Source organism: Streptomyces sp. NPDC050997 (genome assembly GCF_040660135.1).
Lineage (GTDB): Bacteria > Actinomycetota > Actinomycetes > Streptomycetales > Streptomycetaceae > Streptomyces.
Genome location: NZ_JBFAGK010000013.1, coordinates 195,138 through 211,550, shown reverse-complemented (window position 1 = coordinate 211,550; position 16,413 = coordinate 195,138). Strand labels below are relative to the sequence as shown.

The following is a 16,413-nucleotide window of genomic DNA, read 5'->3' as shown; positions in this document are numbered from 1 at the left end:
ACACCGCCACGTCCGCCCCCTACTGACGGTTCGTCAGATCCCGTCGGGATCGGTCCGGTTGAGGGCGGGCTTCGGCGTCGACCCCGCCGCCATCAGGTAGTCCGCCGCCGAGGTGTCCGTCACCAGGCTGGTGACGAGCCCCGACCGCAGTACCGCGTCGATCGCCGCCGCCTTGCGCTGTCCGCCCGCGATCGCGACGACCTCGGGGACACGGCGGAGCTGGTCGGTCTTGACGGTGATGCACCGCTCGCCCAGGTCCCGCCCGACCCGGCGGCCCTCGGCGTCGAAGAGGTGCGCGGACATCTCGGCGGCGACACCGAGCGAGGCGTAGTGCGAGCGCTCCTCGTCGCTGAGCATGTCGTGCACCGTCGAGATGCCCGGCTCCCAGGAACCGATGGAGACACAGGCGACCGTGACCTTGTCGAAGTACTCGAAGGCCCGGGCGATCCCGGTCTGGTGGCGCAGCGCCTGAGCGGTGGCCGCGTCCGGCAGCAGCATCGGCGCGTAGATGGGGTGGGCGTCGCCGCCGGACACCTGGGCGGCGCGGCGGACGGCCTCGACCGAGCCGCGTTCCGCGGTCCCGGCGTCGTACACACCCGTCAGCTGCACGACCGTGCAGGGCGGCAGCCGGTCGAGCGCCGCCGCCATGTGGATGGTGGACCGGCCCCAGGCCAGGCCCAGCACATCCCCTTCGTTCAGGAGTTCGCCGAGCAGTTCGGCGGCCACTTCTCCCAGGTTCTCGGGGTCGGGCGTCTCCTCGGCATCGGCCGGGGACTCCACCACGACGGCGTGCCTGAGGCCGTAACGGGCGCGCAGCGCGTCGGAGCGCTCCGCGTCCAGTTCGGCCGGCACGCGGATCTCGATCCGCACGAGATCCCGTTCGAGAGCGGTCTCCAGAACCCGGGCCACCTTGAAGCGGCTGACGCCGAACTCCTCGGCGATCTGGATCTTGGACTTGCCCTCAAGGTAGAAGCGGCGGGCCATGGCCGCCGCCTGCACCAGCTCAGCGGGTCCCATCCGCATGGCTGACCGGCCCGCCGACATACCCGACACGGCGTTCTCCTCACTGCTGTTCACATTCTGGATTCGCCTTCATCCTTGCAGATCCGGCGCACTTGATCGGCCCTGATGGGAGCCGTTCACGTTCCCTTGGTTCAGTGGTCGCACGCCCAGCTCGCCCTGGCGGTCGCCCCCTCGGCTTGGGTGCGCAATGCACGTACCGCCTCGGCCGGGTCCGATGCCCCGTAGACCGCCGACCCCGCGACGAACACGTCGGCGCCCGCGTCCGCGCAGCGCTCGATGGTGGAGGCCGAGACTCCGCCGTCCACCTGGAGCCACAGCTCAAGACCGTGCTTGTTGATCAACTCGCGGGTGCGGCGGATCTTCGGGAGCATGATGTCGAGAAACGCCTGTCCCCCGAAGCCCGGCTCGACCGTCATGATCAGCAGCATGTCGAGTTCGGGAAGCAGATCCTCGTACGGCTCGATGGGCGTCCCGGGCTTCAGCGCCATCGAGGCGCGGGCACCCTGGGCGCGGATCTCCCGGGCGAGCCGGACCGGAGCGGCGGCCGCCTCCACATGGAAGGTGACGGAGGAGGCCCCCGCCTCTACGTACTGGGGCGCCCACCGATCGGGGGCCTCGATCATCAGATGGCAGTCCAGCGGAGTGTCCGTCGCGCGGGCCAGCGACTCTACGACCGGCACACCAAGCGTGAGGTTCGGGACGAAATGGTTGTCCATGACGTCGACATGAAGCCAGTCGGCTCCCGCGACCGCCGTCGCCTCGTCCGCGAGGCGGGCGAAGTCGGCGGACAGAATGCTGGGGTTGATCTGCGCGGCCATGACCCAAGACTGCCATGCCCTCCGGGGGTTAGCGGCATCGGTCCGATGTGGCTACCGTCGGATGAACGCCGCGGACCGTGCGTGGTCGAGCGCGCCCCCGCGGCGCAGCCGCATGGTGTCTCGCCCCGCGCGTCCCGCGGGGTCCGGCCTCAGGCACCGTCGGCCGGCTGTTTCCGGGGGTGCCCATGAGCGAGAAGCGAGGCGTCGCGCACCTGGTGTGCGGGCGGCGTGCCAAGTGGCTGGTGCTGGCGCTGTGGGTGGTGGCGCTGTTCCTGACGGCACCGTTCGCCCAGAAGCTCACCGACGCCCAGGACAACGACGCGGCGTCCTGGCTGCCCGGCTCCGCCGAGTCGACCCAAGTCCTGCAGATCTCCGAGGACTTCAGGCCGGAACAGATCCCGGCGGTCGTCGTGTACGCCCGCGAGGGCGGCCTGACCGCCCAGGACCGGGCGCGGATCACCGCGGACACAGCCGAGCTCAAGCAGCTGACGGACCACGGCATCCGCGGCGCCGAGACCCGGGGCCCGGTCTACGACCGGCCGGCCGATCCGCGGGCCGCCCAGGTCCTGGTACCGATCACGATGGACGAGAAGGGCTGGGAGCGGATCGCGCCCGCCGTCGACTCGATCCGGGATGTCGTCGGCAAGGGCGGCGGGGGCGTCGCCGTGCACATCACGGGCCCGGGCGGCACCTCGGCGGACTTCTCCGCGGCCTTCGAGGGCATCGACTCCACGCTGCTGGTGTCGGCGATGGGCGTCGTCATCGTGATGTTGCTCCTCACCTACCGCAGCCCGACCCTGATCCTGGTCCCGCTGGTCTCGGTGATCGCCGCCCTGTTCACCGCGCAGGCCCTGATCTACCTGCTGGCACAGCACGCGGGCCTGACCGTCAACGGCCAGAGCGCCGGCATTCTCACTGTCCTTGTCTTCGGCGCGGGCACGGACTACGCGCTGCTGCTCGTCGCCCGCTACCGAGAAGAGCTGCGCCGTCACGAGGACCGGCACGAGGCGATGGCGCGGGCGCTGCACCGCGCCGGCCCGGCGGTGCTGGCCTCGGGCGTCACGGTCGTGCTGAGCATGCTGATGCTGCTGGCCGCCGAGATGAACTCGACCAGCGGTCTCGGCCCGGTCGCCGCGATCGGCGTGGCGGTCGCCCTGCTGGCGATGATGACCCTGTTCCCGGCCCTGCTGGTGATCTTCGGCCGCTGGATCTTCTGGCCGGTGATCCCGCACTTCGGCGCCCCCGACCCGACGGAGCGCGGTGTGTGGGCCCGTCTGGGCCGCCGGATGGCCCGTCGCCCGCGCATGACCTGGGGCGTGACGGCCCTGGTCCTGGCGGTCTGCTCGCTCGGCCTGATCCAGCTGCGCGCGGAGGGCATCAGCAACGCGGACGCGTTCACCGGGAAGCCGGACTCGATCGTCGGCCAGGAGGTCTCGGCACGCTACTTCCCGGCGGGCAGCGGCGATCCCCTGGTCGTCGTCAGCGACCAGGCGCAGGCCCGGCAGGTCGGCGAGGCGGTCGCCGCCACCCCGGGCGTGGTCCCCGACTCGCTCGGCCTGCCACCGGGCACCCGGCCGTTCTTCGAGGGCAAGGTGCTGTTCGAGGCCACCATGAGCGACCCGGCCGACAGCGAGGCGGCGAAACAGACCGTGGAGCGGGTGCGGGACGCCGTGCACGCGGTGCCGGACGCGGACGCCCAGGTGGGCGGCGGTACGGCCGCCCTGTTGGACATGGACAGGGCGACCACGCACGACAACCTGCTGATCATCCCGTTGGTGCTGGCCGTCGTGCTGCTGATCCTGAGCCTGCTGCTGCGCGCCCTGATCGCCCCGCTGCTGCTGGTCGGAACGGTGATCCTGTCGTTCGCGGCGGCACTCGGCCTCAGCGCGCTCGCGTTCCGCCATCTGTTCGACTACGCGGGCGAGTCTACGGACTTCCCCTTGTTCGTGTTCGTCTTCCTGGTCGCCCTGGGCATCGACTACAACATCTTCCTGACCACCCGGATCCGCGAGGAGGCGGCCCACCAGGGCACCCGCCGGGGCGTGGTGACGGGCCTCGCGACGACGGGCGCGGTCATCACCTCCGCCGGCCTCGTCCTGGCCGGCACCTTCGCCGCCCTCGGCACACTCCCGATGGTCGCCTTCGCGGAGATCGGCTTCGCGGTGGCCCTCGGCGTACTGATCGACACCTTCATCGTGCGGTCGGTGCTGGTCCCGTCCCTGTTCCTGGACGTCGGCCCGAACGTGTGGTGGCCACACCGGCTGGCCCGGGAGGACGGCGGGGCACCGGCCCCCGAGTCGGTGGAGGCGGGTGTCAGCCGGTCCGCCGAATGAGCGCCAGGTACATCGCGTCGGTCCCGTGCACATGCGGCCACAGCTGTACGTCGGGACCCTCGCCGAGGTCCGGCACGCCCGGCAACAGCGGGCGGGCGTCGATGAGTTCGGCCTCGGGCCGCTGCTTGAGCAGGTCGTCGACGACGGCCCGGGTCTCGGCGAGGTGCGGCGAGCAGGTGGCGTAGCCGACGACCCCGCCGACGCGGACGGACTCCAGGGCGGTCCGCAGCAGGCCGCGCTGCAGCGGCGCGAACCTGTCGAGGTCCTCGGGCCGCCTGCGCCACCGCGCCTCGGGCCGCCGCCGCAGCGCGCCGAGCCCGGTGCACGGCACGTCGACCAGCACCCGGTCGAAGGAACCGGGCCGCCACGGCGGACGGGTCCCGTCGGCGGCGATGACCTGGTAGGGACCGGGGTTCCCGGCGAGGGCCCGGGCCACCAGCCCGGCCCGGTGCGGCTGCTTCTCGGAGGCGAGCAGGAAGGCCCCGCGCTCGGCGGCGAGGGCGGCGAGCAACGCGGCCTTGCCACCCGGTCCGGCACATCCGTCGAGCCACTTCTCGTCCCGACCCTCCAGGGGAGCGTTCGCGAGCGCGAGCGCGACGAGCTGGCTGCCCTCGTCCTGCACCCCGGCCCGGCCCTCCCGCACGGCCTCGACGGCCCCGGGCTCGCCGCCCTCGGCCAGCCGTACGGCGTACGGCGACCAGCGCCCCGGCACCGCCGCGTCCTCCCGCAGCAGTTCCTCGGCCGTGGACCGCCCCGGCCGGGCGACCAGGGTCACCTCGGGCCGCTCGTTGTCGGCCTCCAGCAGGTCCTCGATCCCGGCCCGCCCGCCGCCGAGCGAGTCCCACAGCGCGGAGACGACCCAGCGGGGGTGCGAGTGCACGACGGAGAGATGATCCTCGGGATCGTCCTCGTAGGGCGGGGCGACCTTCTGGAGCCACCCGTCCAGATCGTCCTGCGCGACCTTCCGCAGCACCGCGTTGACGAACTTGGCCCGCCCGTCGCCGAGCACGACCCGTGCGAGCTCGACGGAGGCGGACACGGCGGCATGCGTCGGGATCCGCGTCCCCAGCAGCTGGTGCACCCCGAGACCGAGCACATCGAGCACCGGGGGGTCGACGTCCCGCAGCGGCCGGTCGACACAGGTGGCGATGACGGCGTCGTACGTCCCCTGCCACCGCAGCGTCCCGTACACCAGCTCCGTCGCGAGGGCCGCGTCCCGCCCGTCGAAGTCGCCCTTCTCCCGCGCCTTGCGGAGCAGGGGCGGCAGGACGAGGTTGGCGTACGCGTCCCGCTCGTCGACGGCCCGCAGCGCCTCGAAGGCGAGCATGCGGACGGGGTCCTTCTGGGGCCGTCGGTAGGGTTTGCCGGGCTTGCCGGTCTTGCCGGGCCGACGGGGCTGCTCACTCACGAAAAGGTGCTCCGGATTGCAGGAAGGGATACACGCCAAGCGTAAGTCCGCGGGGCCCCGCGTCACGCGCCGAGGGTCTCGCCGTCGCCGATGCGTGCGCCCCGGGCCCAGTCGGCGGCCCTCATCGGCTTCTTGCCCTGGGCCTGCACCCACAGCAGCTCGACGGCGTACGAGCCGGTGCCCACGTGCACATCGTTCTTGCCGACGGCCGGCACCCCGGGCGCGAGGTCGGTGCGCTCGGGAACGGGCCGGACCTGGATGAGCTTGAGCCGCTCACCGCGGAAGGTGGTCCAGGCGCCGGGCGCCGGGGTGCACCCGCGCACCACCCGGTCGACCCGCAGCGCGGGCGTGCGCCAATCCACGTGGGCGTCCTCGACGGTGATCTTCGGGGCCACGGTGATGCCCTCGGCCGGCTGCGGTACGGCCTTCAGCGAGCCGTCCTCGATCCCGTCCATGGTGGCGGACAGCAGCCCGGCACCGGCGAAGGCCAGCCGGGTCAGCAGATCGCCGCTGGTGTCGGTGGGCCGGACGGTCTCGGTCACCGTCCCGTAGACGGGCCCGGAGTCGAGTCCCTCCTCGATGAGGAAGGTGGTGGCACCGGTGATCCCGTCGCCCGCCATGATGGCGTGCTGCACGGGAGCGGCCCCGCGCCAGGCGGGCAGCAGCGAGAAGTGCAGGTTGACCCAGCCCTGCGCGGGGATGTCGAGGGCGACGCGCGGCAGCAGGGCTCCGTAGGCGACGACGGGGCAGCAGTCCGGGGCGATCTCACGCAGCCGCTCCAGGAACGCCGGATCCCGCGGCTTGACCGGCTTCAGCACCTCGATCCCGGCCTCCTCGGCCCGCTCGGCGACGGGAGACGCGACCAGCCTCCGCCCACGCCCGGCCGGCGCGTCGGGTCGCGTGACGACAGCGGCCACCTCGTGCCGCCCGGAGGCGAGCAGAGCGTCCAGAGCGGGAACGGCGACCTCGGGGGTACCGGCGAAGACGAGCTTCATGGGTGGGTTCGGGCCTCTCGGGCGGGGTCGGACACGGGCAACGCCCAAGTCTATGACCTCGTACGGAACAGCCGCCGACGCCGAGCGCCCGCACCGGAGGGGCCCGCCTCGGGGCCAACTGGGAACGAGGCGTGGCCGGGTGGGACACCGAGTGGGAACCACAACCGAGGCCGCCGGCCGAGGCGCGATCCACCCACTCCAGGGGCGTACGCATATGCCCACACGCCCCCGATGCGTGACCAGCGGCCCGAATCCGCGTTGGTCAAGAAAGAGTTGACCGCAATGGGCCGCATTCGCGCGACCCGATCCTTTTCAACGCCGGTTCGAGAGGCTTGTTCATGGCCGACCACGCAACCCACGACGCCCAGGCTCGGGCCAGCCTGCACTTGCTGGTGCGGGACATCGAGCGGGTCCGCCGGCAGGTGGACGCACTGCGCACCCTCACCGCCCAGTTGGGCAACGTCTACCGCCCGCGCCGCTCCGGCCCCTCCACGGGCTTCGTCGTCTACGGACGCGCCCCCGCCCCGACGGTCCGTCTCGCCCAGGAACTGCGGGACAGTGTCGAGACCCTGGTGACGGCCGCCGTGGACTTCGATCGTTCACTCGGCTTCTCGTGGGACGCGGTGGGCTCCGCCCTCGGAGTCACCAAGCAGGCGGTGCACCGCCGCTACGGGGCCCGCCGTGCCGCCGCCCAGGCGGCCGCCGAGTCCGAGCGGGCCGCGGACTCCACGGGCTCCCGCACGGTCAACGTGGGCGCCGGCATCTCCGCGGTACCGACCGTCCCCGCCGCCCGCTCCATGCCGACCCAGCCGACGGCGGGCAGCCCGTCCCTCCGCGACGAGGTCAGGCCCACCGTCTTCCCGGCCCCGCGCAACGGCTGACCCACTCCGCCCTCTGCCCTCCCGGCATGCTTCCGGGAGGGCAGACGTATGCCACCCCCGCACGCGTGCGGGAGAGCGGACGCATGCCGCCGCGACCCGCTCAACGGGCCGCGACGGTGACACCGGGCCGCGCACCCCGGCCGACCGACGGCACCGGCGAGGGCGCCACCGCGGCGGCCACCGGCACCGTCGACATGGCGGACCGTGCGGCCGGGCCGGGCCCCGATCTCCCGCTCATCCGATGTCGGGCGGATCGATCCGCACCCGAACCACCGCCTCCGCGCCTCCGCGCGCCATCCGCGCCGCCTGCGCCGCCTTCAGCGCGGACGCCAGCGCCGCCCCGCTCCCCGGCGGCACCCGGATCAGCGCCCGCTCCCAGTGCTCCCCGGGAGGCGGAGCACCCGCCCTTCGCGGGCTTCCAGCGGCCGCGACGGGCACTGGTACGGGCCCCAACACCTGGGCGTCCGGGGGCAGTTCCAAGGCCCGCAGAAACTCCGTGACGGCCTCCGCGGCACCAGACACGGCCGCCATCCGCGACACCGGCGGGAAACCCAGCTCGGCCCGTTCGGCGAGCTCCCGCACCGCGTGTCCCACCGGGTCCCACCGCACCAGCGCCTGCACGGGCCGCAGCGTGGGCTCGGCGACCACCACGACGGTGCCCCCGGCGCCCTGCGGGCGTACCAGAGCTGCCGCCCCGATCCACCGCCGCAGCGCCTCCTCACCGGCGCGCAGGTCGGGCCGACCGAGCATGGCCCACCCGTCCAGCAGCAGAGCCGCCGCGTAGCCGCCCTCGGCGACGGGTTCGGCCCCGGGTGTGCTCACCACCAGCGCGGGTGCCGCCGACACGGTGTCCAGCACCTGCTCGCGTCCCGACGTCCGCACCGGGACCGCCGGAAACGCCCGCCCCAACTCCTCGGCGGTGCGCCGCGCCCCCACGACCTGCGCCCGCAGCCGGAACCCCCCGCACTCCGGACAGTGCCAGGCGCCGTCCTCCCGCCCGCACCACCCGCAGCGCAGCGCGGCCCCGGACTCCTGTGCCTCCAGGGGCCCGGAGCAGTGCCTGCACCGCGCGGGCGCCCGGCAGTTGGCGCACGCCATCCTCGGGACGTACCCCCGCCTGGGCACCTGTACCAGTACCGGCCCGTGCCGCAGCCCCTCCCTGACGGCCTGCCAGGCGAGGGTCGGCAGCCGCGCGGCCCGCGCCGCCTCGTCCCGCGCGAGGTCCCCGTCCCCCACGGTCCTGACCAGCGGCGCGGCGGCCCGCACCTGTTCACGCCCGGCGACCAGCGGTCGCGCCCATCCACTCTCCACGAGCTGGGCGGCCTCCACGGTGCAGCTCCAACTTCCGAGCAGGAAGCCGCACTTGTCCTGAGCGGCCCGCAGCAGCAGCACCTCCCGCGCGTGCGGCTGGGGCGCGTGCTGTTCGCTGTGGCTGTCGTCGCCGTCCTCCCACAGGGCGACCAGGCCGAGGTCCCGCACCGGAGCGAACATCGCGGCCCGTGTCCCCACGACCGCCCGCACGCCCCCCCGTCGCACGGCCAGCCACTCCCGATACCGTTTCTCGGGCCCGGCGTCGGCGGTGAGCACCGCGTGCCGCCCCTCCCCCAGCAGCGCGGTCAGCGCGGCGTCGAGGCGTGCGACCGCCCTGCCGTCGGGGAGGACGACCAGCGCACCGCGCCCGGAGGCCAGCGTCGCCACGACGGTCCGCGCCAGCTCGTCACTCCACTCCGGCCCCGACAACGCGTTCCACACCGCGCGCGGGGCACCTCCTGCGGCCAGCGACTCCAGGAACGCGGCCCCGTGCTCGTACCGGCCCCAGGTCCCCACGTCCGGCGCGCCGGGAGGCGGCAGCGCAGCGGGCGAGGGCCGCTGCTCGGCTCGCGCGTTGCGCGGTGGCACGGCGAGCTGCAGCACATCGGCGAGGCTGCCCGCGTACCGGTCGGCGACGGCCCGGGCCAGCCCCAGCAGCTCCTCGCCGAGCACGGGCTCGGGCGACACGACCTGGGCCAGTGCGGCCAGCGGCCCGGAGTAGTCGGACTCGGCGAGCCGCTCGACGAGAAACCCGTCGATCAGCCCTCCGCCCTCACGCCGCCCGTCCCGCACCCGATGCCGCCCGGCCCCGAACCGCACCCGCACCCGCACACCTGGCTGTGCGTCGGCGTCCAGTTCCTCCGGCACCGCGTAGTCGAAGTACCGGTCGAGATGCAGCACCCCTTTATCCACCAGCACCCGGGCGACGGGCAGCTCCCCGGCCAGCGCGGCCCCCCGCCAGGTCCGCGGCTTGGCCCGCGGCGCCTTCGCCCTGCGCACGCTCTCCCGGATGAGCGCGAGCTGCTCGGGCGCCGCGTCCTGCGCCGCACCCTTCGGATCCTCGTTCCCGCTGCTCACAGCATCATTGGTACCAGACCCCACTGACATTCGACCGGTCCCGGGGTCAGGCCGGACTCCGTCCCGCCGGTTCCAGGTAGTGCTGCGGGTGGCGTGGGGACCAGGAGGTCATGTCGTTCTTCCCCGCCCGGCCGGCCGGCTTCCCGAGCGGGGACGACAGGACCCGCGGTGACGGCGCCTGCCTCCCCGGACAAGACCGAGGCCCGGCCCCCACATGGGAACCGGGCCTCGTGGTGAGCCTTGGGTCTACAGACCCACGGCCTTCCGCAGCGCCTCCACGCGGTCCGTGTTCTCCCACGTGAACTCGGGGATCTCACGGCCGAAGTGGCCGTACGCCGCGGTCTGGGCGTAGATCGGGCGGAGCAGGTCGAGGTCGCGGATGATGGCGGCCGGGCGCAGGTCGAAGACCTCGTCGATCGCCTTCTCGATCCTGTCGGTGTCGACCTTGGCCGTGCCGAAGGTCTCCACGAACAGGCCGACCGGCTCGGCCTTGCCGATCGCGTACGCCACCTGGACCTCGCAGCGCGAGGCGAGACCCGCGGCCACGACGTTCTTCGCGACCCAGCGCATCGCGTACGCCGCCGAGCGGTCCACCTTGGACGGGTCCTTGCCCGAGAAGGCACCGCCGCCGTGGCGGGCCATGCCGCCGTACGTGTCAATGATGATCTTGCGGCCGGTCAGGCCGGCGTCACCCATCGGGCCGCCGATCTCGAAGCGGCCGGTCGGGTTGACCAGCAGACGGTAGCCGTCGGTGTCCAGCTTGATGCCCTCGTCGAGCAGGACCTTCAGCTCCGCCTCCACCACGAACTCGCGGATGTCGGGGGCCAGCAGCGACTCCAGGTCGATGTCGCTGGCGTGCTGCGAGGAGACCACGACCGTGTCGAGACGGACCGCCTTGTCACCGTCGTACTCGATGGTGACCTGCGTCTTGCCGTCCGGGCGCAGGTAGGGGATGGTGCCGTTCTTGCGGACCTCGGACAGGCGCTTCGAGAGCCGGTGCGCCAGGAAGATCGGCAGCGGCATCAGGGTGGGGGTCTCGTCGCACGCGTAGCCGAACATCAGCCCCTGGTCACCCGCGCCCTGGCGGTCCAGCTCGTCCTCGTCACCCTCGACGCGGTTCTCGTAGGCCGTGTCGACACCCTGGGCGATGTCCGGGGACTGCGCACCGATGGACACCGACACGCCGCAGGAGGCGCCGTCGAAGCCCTTCTTCGAGGAGTCGTAGCCGATCTCCAGGATCTTGTCGCGCACGAGCTGCGCGATGGGCGCGTAGGTCTTGGTGGTGACCTCACCGGCCACATGCACCAGGCCGGTCGTGATCAGCGTCTCGACGGCGACCCGGGAGGTCGGGTCCTCCCGCAGAAGCGCGTCGAGAATGGTGTCGCTGATCTGGTCAGCGATCTTGTCGGGGTGGCCCTCGGTCACGGACTCCGAGGTGAACAGGCGACGGGACACAACGCTCCCTGGGGTTGCAGCGGCTGCTGGCTGATCATTGGCGGACGGGACGGGGGCTGCGCCCGGCGTCGTCCGAGAACAGTTTATCGGTCGCACTATGCCAGCGGGCGCCCTGTCTCGTCTCTCGGACCCGCTGACCTGCGGCACGGGCATTGTGCCCAATCCCGAGCGGGCTTGGCCAGGGCCGCCACGCCCGATGTGCGAGGCCTGAGCGACTCCTGAGCAGAGAAAAAACTCAGCTCAGGCGCTCGACGACCAGATCCCACACGGTTTCGGCCAAGGCTTCCTTGGGTCCGTACGGGACCGGTGTGTCGCTGCCGTCGGCGCCCAGGATCAGGGCCTCGTTCTCCTCGGAGCCGAACGTCTTGCGCTCCCCCACCTCGTTCACCACGAGCAGGTCGCAGCCCTTGCGGCTGAGCTTCGCCCGGCCGTTGGCCAGCACGTCGTCCGTCTCGGCGGCGAAACCGACGACCACCTGGCCGGGGCGGGCGCGGTCGGCGGAGATCTCCGCGAGGATGTCCGGGTTCCGTACGAGCACGATCGGGTCCGGGTCCTGGCCGTCCTTCTTCTTGATCTTCCCGGTCGCGTAGGTGCCCGGGCGGAAGTCGGCGACCGCCGCGGCCATCACGACCGCGTCGGCGTCCGCGGCGGCCTTCAGGACCGCCTCCCGCAGCTGCACCGCCGTGCCGACCGGGACCACGTCCACTCCCGCCGGGTCCGGCAGAGCGGCGTTCGCCGCGACCAGCGTCACCCGGGCGCCTCGCGCGGCGGCGGTGCGAGCGAGGGCGTAGCCCTGCTTGCCGGAGGAGCGGTTGCCGAGGAAGCGGACGGGGTCGAGCGGCTCGCGGGTGCCGCCGGCGCTGACGACGACGTGCCGGCCCCTGAGGTCCGGCTCGGTGACGCCCCGGGCCAGGACGCGACGGCAGACCTCGAAGATCTCGGCGGGGTCGGGCAGCCGGCCCTTGCCGGTGTCGACGCCGGTGAGACGGCCGACGGCCGGTTCGATGACGACCGCGCCCCGTCGGCGCAGTGTCTCCACGTTCTCCTGGGTGGCCGGGTGCTCCCACATCTCGGTGTGCATGGCGGGCGCGAAGACGACCGGACAGCGTGCGGTGAGCAGGGTGTTGGTGAGGAGATCGTCGGCGAGGCCGTGGGCGGCCTTGGCGAGCGTGTCGGCGGTGGCGGGGGCGACGACGACCAGGTCGGCGTGCTGGCCGATGCGGACGTGCGGGACCTCGTGGACCTCGTCCCACACCTCGGTCGAGACCGGCTTGCCGGACAGGGCGGACCAGGTGGCGGCGCCGACGAAGTGCAGGGCGGAGGCGGTGGGGACGACGCGCACGTCATGCCCCGACTCGGTCAGTCTGCGCAGCAGCTCACAGGCCTTGTACGCGGCGATGCCGCCGCTGACCCCCAGAACGACCTTGGGCTTGTCCACCGTCTCTCCCCGGACCTTGGAACAGGTACGCCGCGACTCCCGGCGTTCGGCTCCATGCTGCATCATCGCGGGGCGATCCCCGCACCCCGAGCAGACCACAGGCCCGGCAGTCGCGCTGCCGGGCCTGTGGAAAAGTCAACTGCAAGCCGAAAATACTACTGGGCCGGACCCTCAATGGCCTCGGACGTCAGCAGACCCGCGTTGATCTCGCGCAGGGCGATCGAGAGCGGCTTCTCGTGGACATGGGTGTCGACGAGCGGACCGACGTACTCGAGGAGGCCCTCGCCGAGCTGCGAGTAGTACGCGTTGATCTGGCGGGCCCGCTTGGCCGCGTAGATCACGAGGCTGTACTTCGAGTCTGTGGCCTCGAGGAGCTCGTCGATCGGCGGGTTGATGATGCCCTCGGGCGCGGAGATGGAAGAGGACACGCTCTACCTTCCGATGGATGGGAAAAGATCGGCCGTGATCACATCACTCGTGATCACACAACATCCATCAAGGCTAGCAGCTCACGCGCCACGTCCTCGACAGAGGTGTTGACCAGGGTCACGTCGAACTCCGGCTCGGCCGCCAATTCGACCTTCGCCGCGTCCAGACGCCGCTCGATCACCTCGGGCGGCTCGGTGCCCCGGCCGGTGAGTCTGCGCACGAGCTCCTCCCAGGAGGGTGGAGCCAGGAACACCAGTTGGGCGTCCGTCATGGACTCACGGACCTGTCGGGCACCCTGGAGGTCGATCTCCAGCAGGACGGGTTCCCCCGCCTCCAGGCGCTCCAGCACGGCCGCACGCGGCGTGCCGTACCGGTTGCCGGCGAACTCGGCCCACTCCAGCAGCTCGCCGTTGGCGATCAGCTTGTCCATCTCCTCGTCGGTGACGAAGAAGTAGTGGACTCCGTGCTGCTCGCCGGGGCGGGGCCTGCGGGTCGTCGCCGACACCGAGAGCCAGACCTCGGGGTATTCCTTGCGCATATGGGCGACGACCGTGCTCTTGCCGACCCCGGAGGGGCCGGAGAGCACGGTCAGCCGAGGACGTTCACTCATGCAGCGATTATTCCAGCTGTCCCGGAGTGCCCGGGACGCCCTGTCCGGAGTGCCCGGGTTCAGGAACCGGTGCTGCCGAACTCACGCTCCAGGGAGGCGATCTGGTTGGAACCGAGACCGCGTACCCGGCGGCTCTCGGAGATGCCGAGTCGCTCCATGATCTGCTTGGCGCGGACTTTGCCCACGCCAGGCAGGGACTCAAGCAGGGCGGAGACCTTCATCTTGCCGATGACGTCGTTTTCCTGGCCCTGCTTGATGACCTCATGCAGGGAGGCGCCGGAGTGCTTGAGTCGATTCTTGACCTCGGCCCGCTCCCGGCGAGCCGCGGCGGCCTTTTCGAGCGCGGCTGCGCGCTGTTCAGGGGTAAGGGGCGGAAGAGCCACGCCTACGTCACCTCGGATGTCGAACTGTCGGATACGGACCGGTGAGGAACCTAGTCGCCCCACACCTGGGGAGCTACGAGCAACACGCTTGCCCGTTCTCCCCCACTACCTTGAAAGCGTGGGGGGTGCCCCACTCGTCGGAGACTAGCGGGCAAGTCCGCCAGAGTCAGCGAGAACAGCGGAAAAGTCCTGGTCAGCCTTTGCCAGGTCGGACATTTCGAACATACTGCCCAGGATTTGAGGATGTATTCAGACTCAAGTAGGCCTCGAACCACTCATCGGAGGACTTGACCGAAGGACCTGAAACACTCAGGTGGCGTCCACGGCGGCCCTGATCTCCTCCGCGAACCGGTCCGCGGCCGCTCGCAGCGCGGCGACATCGGGACCGTGACGCAGAACACCCCGGCTGACGTTCGGGACGACATTGCGCACCGCTGCCCCGAAAACATCGGGAAGGTCCGCCGGAGTCGCCCCCTGGGCTCCGATGCCCGGTGCCAGGAGCGGACCGTTGATGTCCAGGTCGTACGACGACAGGTCGCCCAGCGTGGCGCCGACGACCGCCCCGAAGGAGCCCAGGGGCAGCTCCCCCGCGTTCTCGGCCGCCAGGTGGGCCAGCATCGTCGCACCGACGGTCCGGCCATCAGCGCGGACCGCGTGCTGGACCTCGCCGCCCTCCGGGTTGGAGGTCAGCGCCAGCACGAACAGGCCCGCGCCGTTCTCCCGTGCCAGCGCGACCGCGGGGCTCAGCGATCCGTAGCCGAGGTACGGGGAGACGGTCAGGGCGTCCGAGAACAGCGGGGAGTCCCGGTGGAGGAAGGACTCGGCGTACGCCGCCATGGTCGAGCCGATGTCGCCGCGCTTGGCGTCCATCACGACCAGCGCGCCGGCCGCGCGCGCCTGCTCGACCGACTTCTCCAGGACGGCGACACCGCGCGAGCCGAAACGCTCGAAGAACGCGCTCTGCGGCTTGAGCACGGCGACCCGGGAGGCCAACGCCTCGACGACCGTGCGGCTGAACCGCTCCAGGCCGGCCACGTCGTCGGCCAGGCCCCACTCGGCGAGCAGGGAGGCATGCGGGTCGATGCCCACGCACAGGGGGCCACGTTCGTCCATGGCGCGGCGCAGGCGTGCGCCGAAGGGCTCGGTCATGCCGTCTTCCTCACGTCCGCGCCGACCGCGTCGGCGAGGGTGGCGTAGGGGCTCGCACTCAGGCGGGCGGCGAGGCCCTTGTGAATGGCGCGGCCCCAGAAGGGTCCCTCGTAGATGAAGGCGCTGTACCCCTGGACCAGCGTGGCACCCGCCAGGATGCGCTGCCAGGCGTCCTCGGCGTCCTCCACGCCCCCGACGCCCACCAGGGTGATCCGGTCGCCCACGCGCGCGTAGAGGCGGCGCAGGACCCCCAGGGAGCGTGCCTTCAAGGGTGCTCCGGACAGACCGCCGGTCTCCTTCACCAGCGAGGGCTCGGATTTCAGGCCGAGGCCCTCGCGCGCGATGGTGGTGTTGGTGGCGATGATCCCGTCCAGACCGAGTTCGACGGCCAGGTCGGCGACCGCGTCGACGTCCTCGTCGGCGAGGTCGGGTGCGATCTTCACCAGCAGCGGGACCCGGCGCGAGGTGACCGTACGGTCGGCGGCCTCGCGCACGGCGCTCAGCAGCGGACGCAGTGCCTCGGTGGCCTGCAGGTCGCGCAGCCCGGGCGTGTTCGGCGACGACACGTTCACGACCAGGTAGTCCGCGTACGCCGCCAGTCGCTCGGTCGACTTCACGTAGTCGCCGACAGCCTCACCCTCCGGGACGGCCTTGGTCTTGCCGATGTTCACGCCCACGACCGTCCTGAAGACGGGCGTGCGGGACGCCAGGCGCGCGGCGACCGCCAGCGAGCCCTCGTTGTTGAAGCCCATGCGGTTGACCAGCGCACGGTCCTTCACGAGGCGGAACAGCCGCTTCTTGGGGTTGCCCGGCTGCGGCTCGCCCGTGACCGTGCCGATCTCGACATGGTCGAAGCCGAGCATCGACATCCCGTCGATGGCGATCGCGTTCTTGTCGAAGCCCGCGGCGAGCCCGAAGGGGCCGTGCATCCGCAGCCCGAACGCCTCGGTACGCAGTTCCTCGTACCGGGGGGCGAGCGCGGCGGCCACGAAGGTGCGCAGCACGGGGACGCGGACGGCGCGCCGGATCCAGCGGAAGGCCAGGTGGTGGGCCTGCTCCGGGTCCATCCGTGTGAACACCAGACGGAAGAAAAGCTTGTACAT

The 16,413-nt window shown here is 71.9% G+C and carries 14 protein-coding genes; 2 read left to right on the top strand and 12 right to left on the bottom strand.

The genetic code is table 11. The annotated features are described in order from the left end of the window. Positions 1 to 33: 33 nt before the first annotated feature. Together AB0H86_RS28015 and rpe are read right to left on the bottom strand one after the other, a co-directional pair. Positions 34 to 1,077 (bottom strand): sugar-binding domain-containing protein, encoded by a 1,044-nt coding sequence (locus tag AB0H86_RS28015; RefSeq protein WP_362444406.1) that lies wholly within the window; start codon positions 1,075 to 1,077, stop codon positions 34 to 36. Positions 1,078 to 1,154: 77 nt separating this feature from the next. Beyond that, on the bottom strand, positions 1,155 to 1,841 hold the full coding sequence (gene rpe / locus AB0H86_RS28010; protein ID WP_362444403.1) for a ribulose-phosphate 3-epimerase: 687 nt from the start codon (positions 1,839 to 1,841) through the stop codon (positions 1,155 to 1,157). A 185-nt stretch (positions 1,842 to 2,026) separates the two neighbouring features. Between rpe and AB0H86_RS28005 the strand changes: the two genes are divergently transcribed. Further along, complete coding sequence (locus AB0H86_RS28005) at positions 2,027 to 4,174, top strand: MMPL family transporter (RefSeq protein WP_362444400.1); 2,148 nt, start codon at positions 2,027 to 2,029, stop codon at positions 4,172 to 4,174. Here the strand turns inward: AB0H86_RS28005 and AB0H86_RS28000 are convergent. Further along, positions 4,155 to 5,582 (bottom strand): transcription antitermination factor NusB, encoded by a 1,428-nt coding sequence (locus AB0H86_RS28000; RefSeq protein WP_362444397.1) that lies wholly within the window; start codon positions 5,580 to 5,582, stop codon positions 4,155 to 4,157. The genes AB0H86_RS28005 and AB0H86_RS28000 overlap by 20 nt on opposite strands. A gap of 62 nt (positions 5,583 to 5,644) precedes the next feature. Further along, the gene (gene fmt, locus AB0H86_RS27995; RefSeq protein ID WP_362444394.1) at positions 5,645 to 6,577 is read right to left on the bottom strand and encodes a methionyl-tRNA formyltransferase; all 933 of its coding nucleotides are present in this window, start codon (positions 6,575 to 6,577) and stop codon (positions 5,645 to 5,647) included. Between the two features lie 338 nt (positions 6,578 to 6,915). Between fmt and AB0H86_RS27990 the strand changes: the two genes are divergently transcribed. After that, the gene (locus AB0H86_RS27990) at positions 6,916 to 7,458 is read left to right on the top strand and encodes a hypothetical protein (RefSeq protein WP_362444391.1); all 543 of its coding nucleotides are present in this window, start codon (positions 6,916 to 6,918) and stop codon (positions 7,456 to 7,458) included. Between the two features lie 234 nt (positions 7,459 to 7,692). Here the strand turns inward: AB0H86_RS27990 and AB0H86_RS27985 are convergent, their stop codons facing one another. The 8 genes from AB0H86_RS27985 to AB0H86_RS27950 form a co-directional block, all read right to left on the bottom strand. Further along, positions 7,693 to 9,846, bottom strand: coding sequence for a primosomal protein N' (locus AB0H86_RS27985; protein WP_362444388.1), 2,154 nt, complete (start codon positions 9,844 to 9,846; stop codon positions 7,693 to 7,695). A gap of 246 nt (positions 9,847 to 10,092) precedes the next feature. Further along, positions 10,093 to 11,301, bottom strand: a complete 1,209-nt coding sequence (gene metK / locus AB0H86_RS27980) for a methionine adenosyltransferase (RefSeq protein WP_362444387.1) — start codon at positions 11,299 to 11,301, stop codon at positions 10,093 to 10,095. Positions 11,302 to 11,536: 235 nt separating this feature from the next. Continuing rightward, positions 11,537 to 12,739, bottom strand: a complete 1,203-nt coding sequence (coaBC, locus tag AB0H86_RS27975; RefSeq protein WP_362444499.1) for a bifunctional phosphopantothenoylcysteine decarboxylase/phosphopantothenate--cysteine ligase CoaBC — start codon at positions 12,737 to 12,739, stop codon at positions 11,537 to 11,539. Positions 12,740 to 12,894: 155 nt separating this feature from the next. Then, positions 12,895 to 13,167 (bottom strand): DNA-directed RNA polymerase subunit omega, encoded by a 273-nt coding sequence (gene rpoZ, locus AB0H86_RS27970; protein ID WP_003977348.1) that lies wholly within the window; start codon positions 13,165 to 13,167, stop codon positions 12,895 to 12,897. Positions 13,168 to 13,220: 53 nt separating this feature from the next. Continuing rightward, entirely contained in the window at positions 13,221 to 13,778 is a 558-nt protein-coding gene (gmk, locus tag AB0H86_RS27965) for a guanylate kinase (protein ID WP_362444384.1), read from the bottom strand. A 59-nt stretch (positions 13,779 to 13,837) separates the two neighbouring features. Continuing rightward, positions 13,838 to 14,161 (bottom strand): integration host factor, encoded by a 324-nt coding sequence (locus tag AB0H86_RS27960; protein WP_003977346.1) that lies wholly within the window; start codon positions 14,159 to 14,161, stop codon positions 13,838 to 13,840. Positions 14,162 to 14,470: 309 nt separating this feature from the next. Then, the gene (gene pyrF / locus AB0H86_RS27955; RefSeq protein WP_362444381.1) at positions 14,471 to 15,310 is read right to left on the bottom strand and encodes an orotidine-5'-phosphate decarboxylase; all 840 of its coding nucleotides are present in this window, start codon (positions 15,308 to 15,310) and stop codon (positions 14,471 to 14,473) included. Then, positions 15,307 to 16,413, bottom strand: a complete 1,107-nt coding sequence (locus AB0H86_RS27950; RefSeq protein WP_362444379.1) for a quinone-dependent dihydroorotate dehydrogenase — start codon at positions 16,411 to 16,413, stop codon at positions 15,307 to 15,309. Before AB0H86_RS27950 ends, pyrF begins: the two co-directional genes overlap by 4 nt.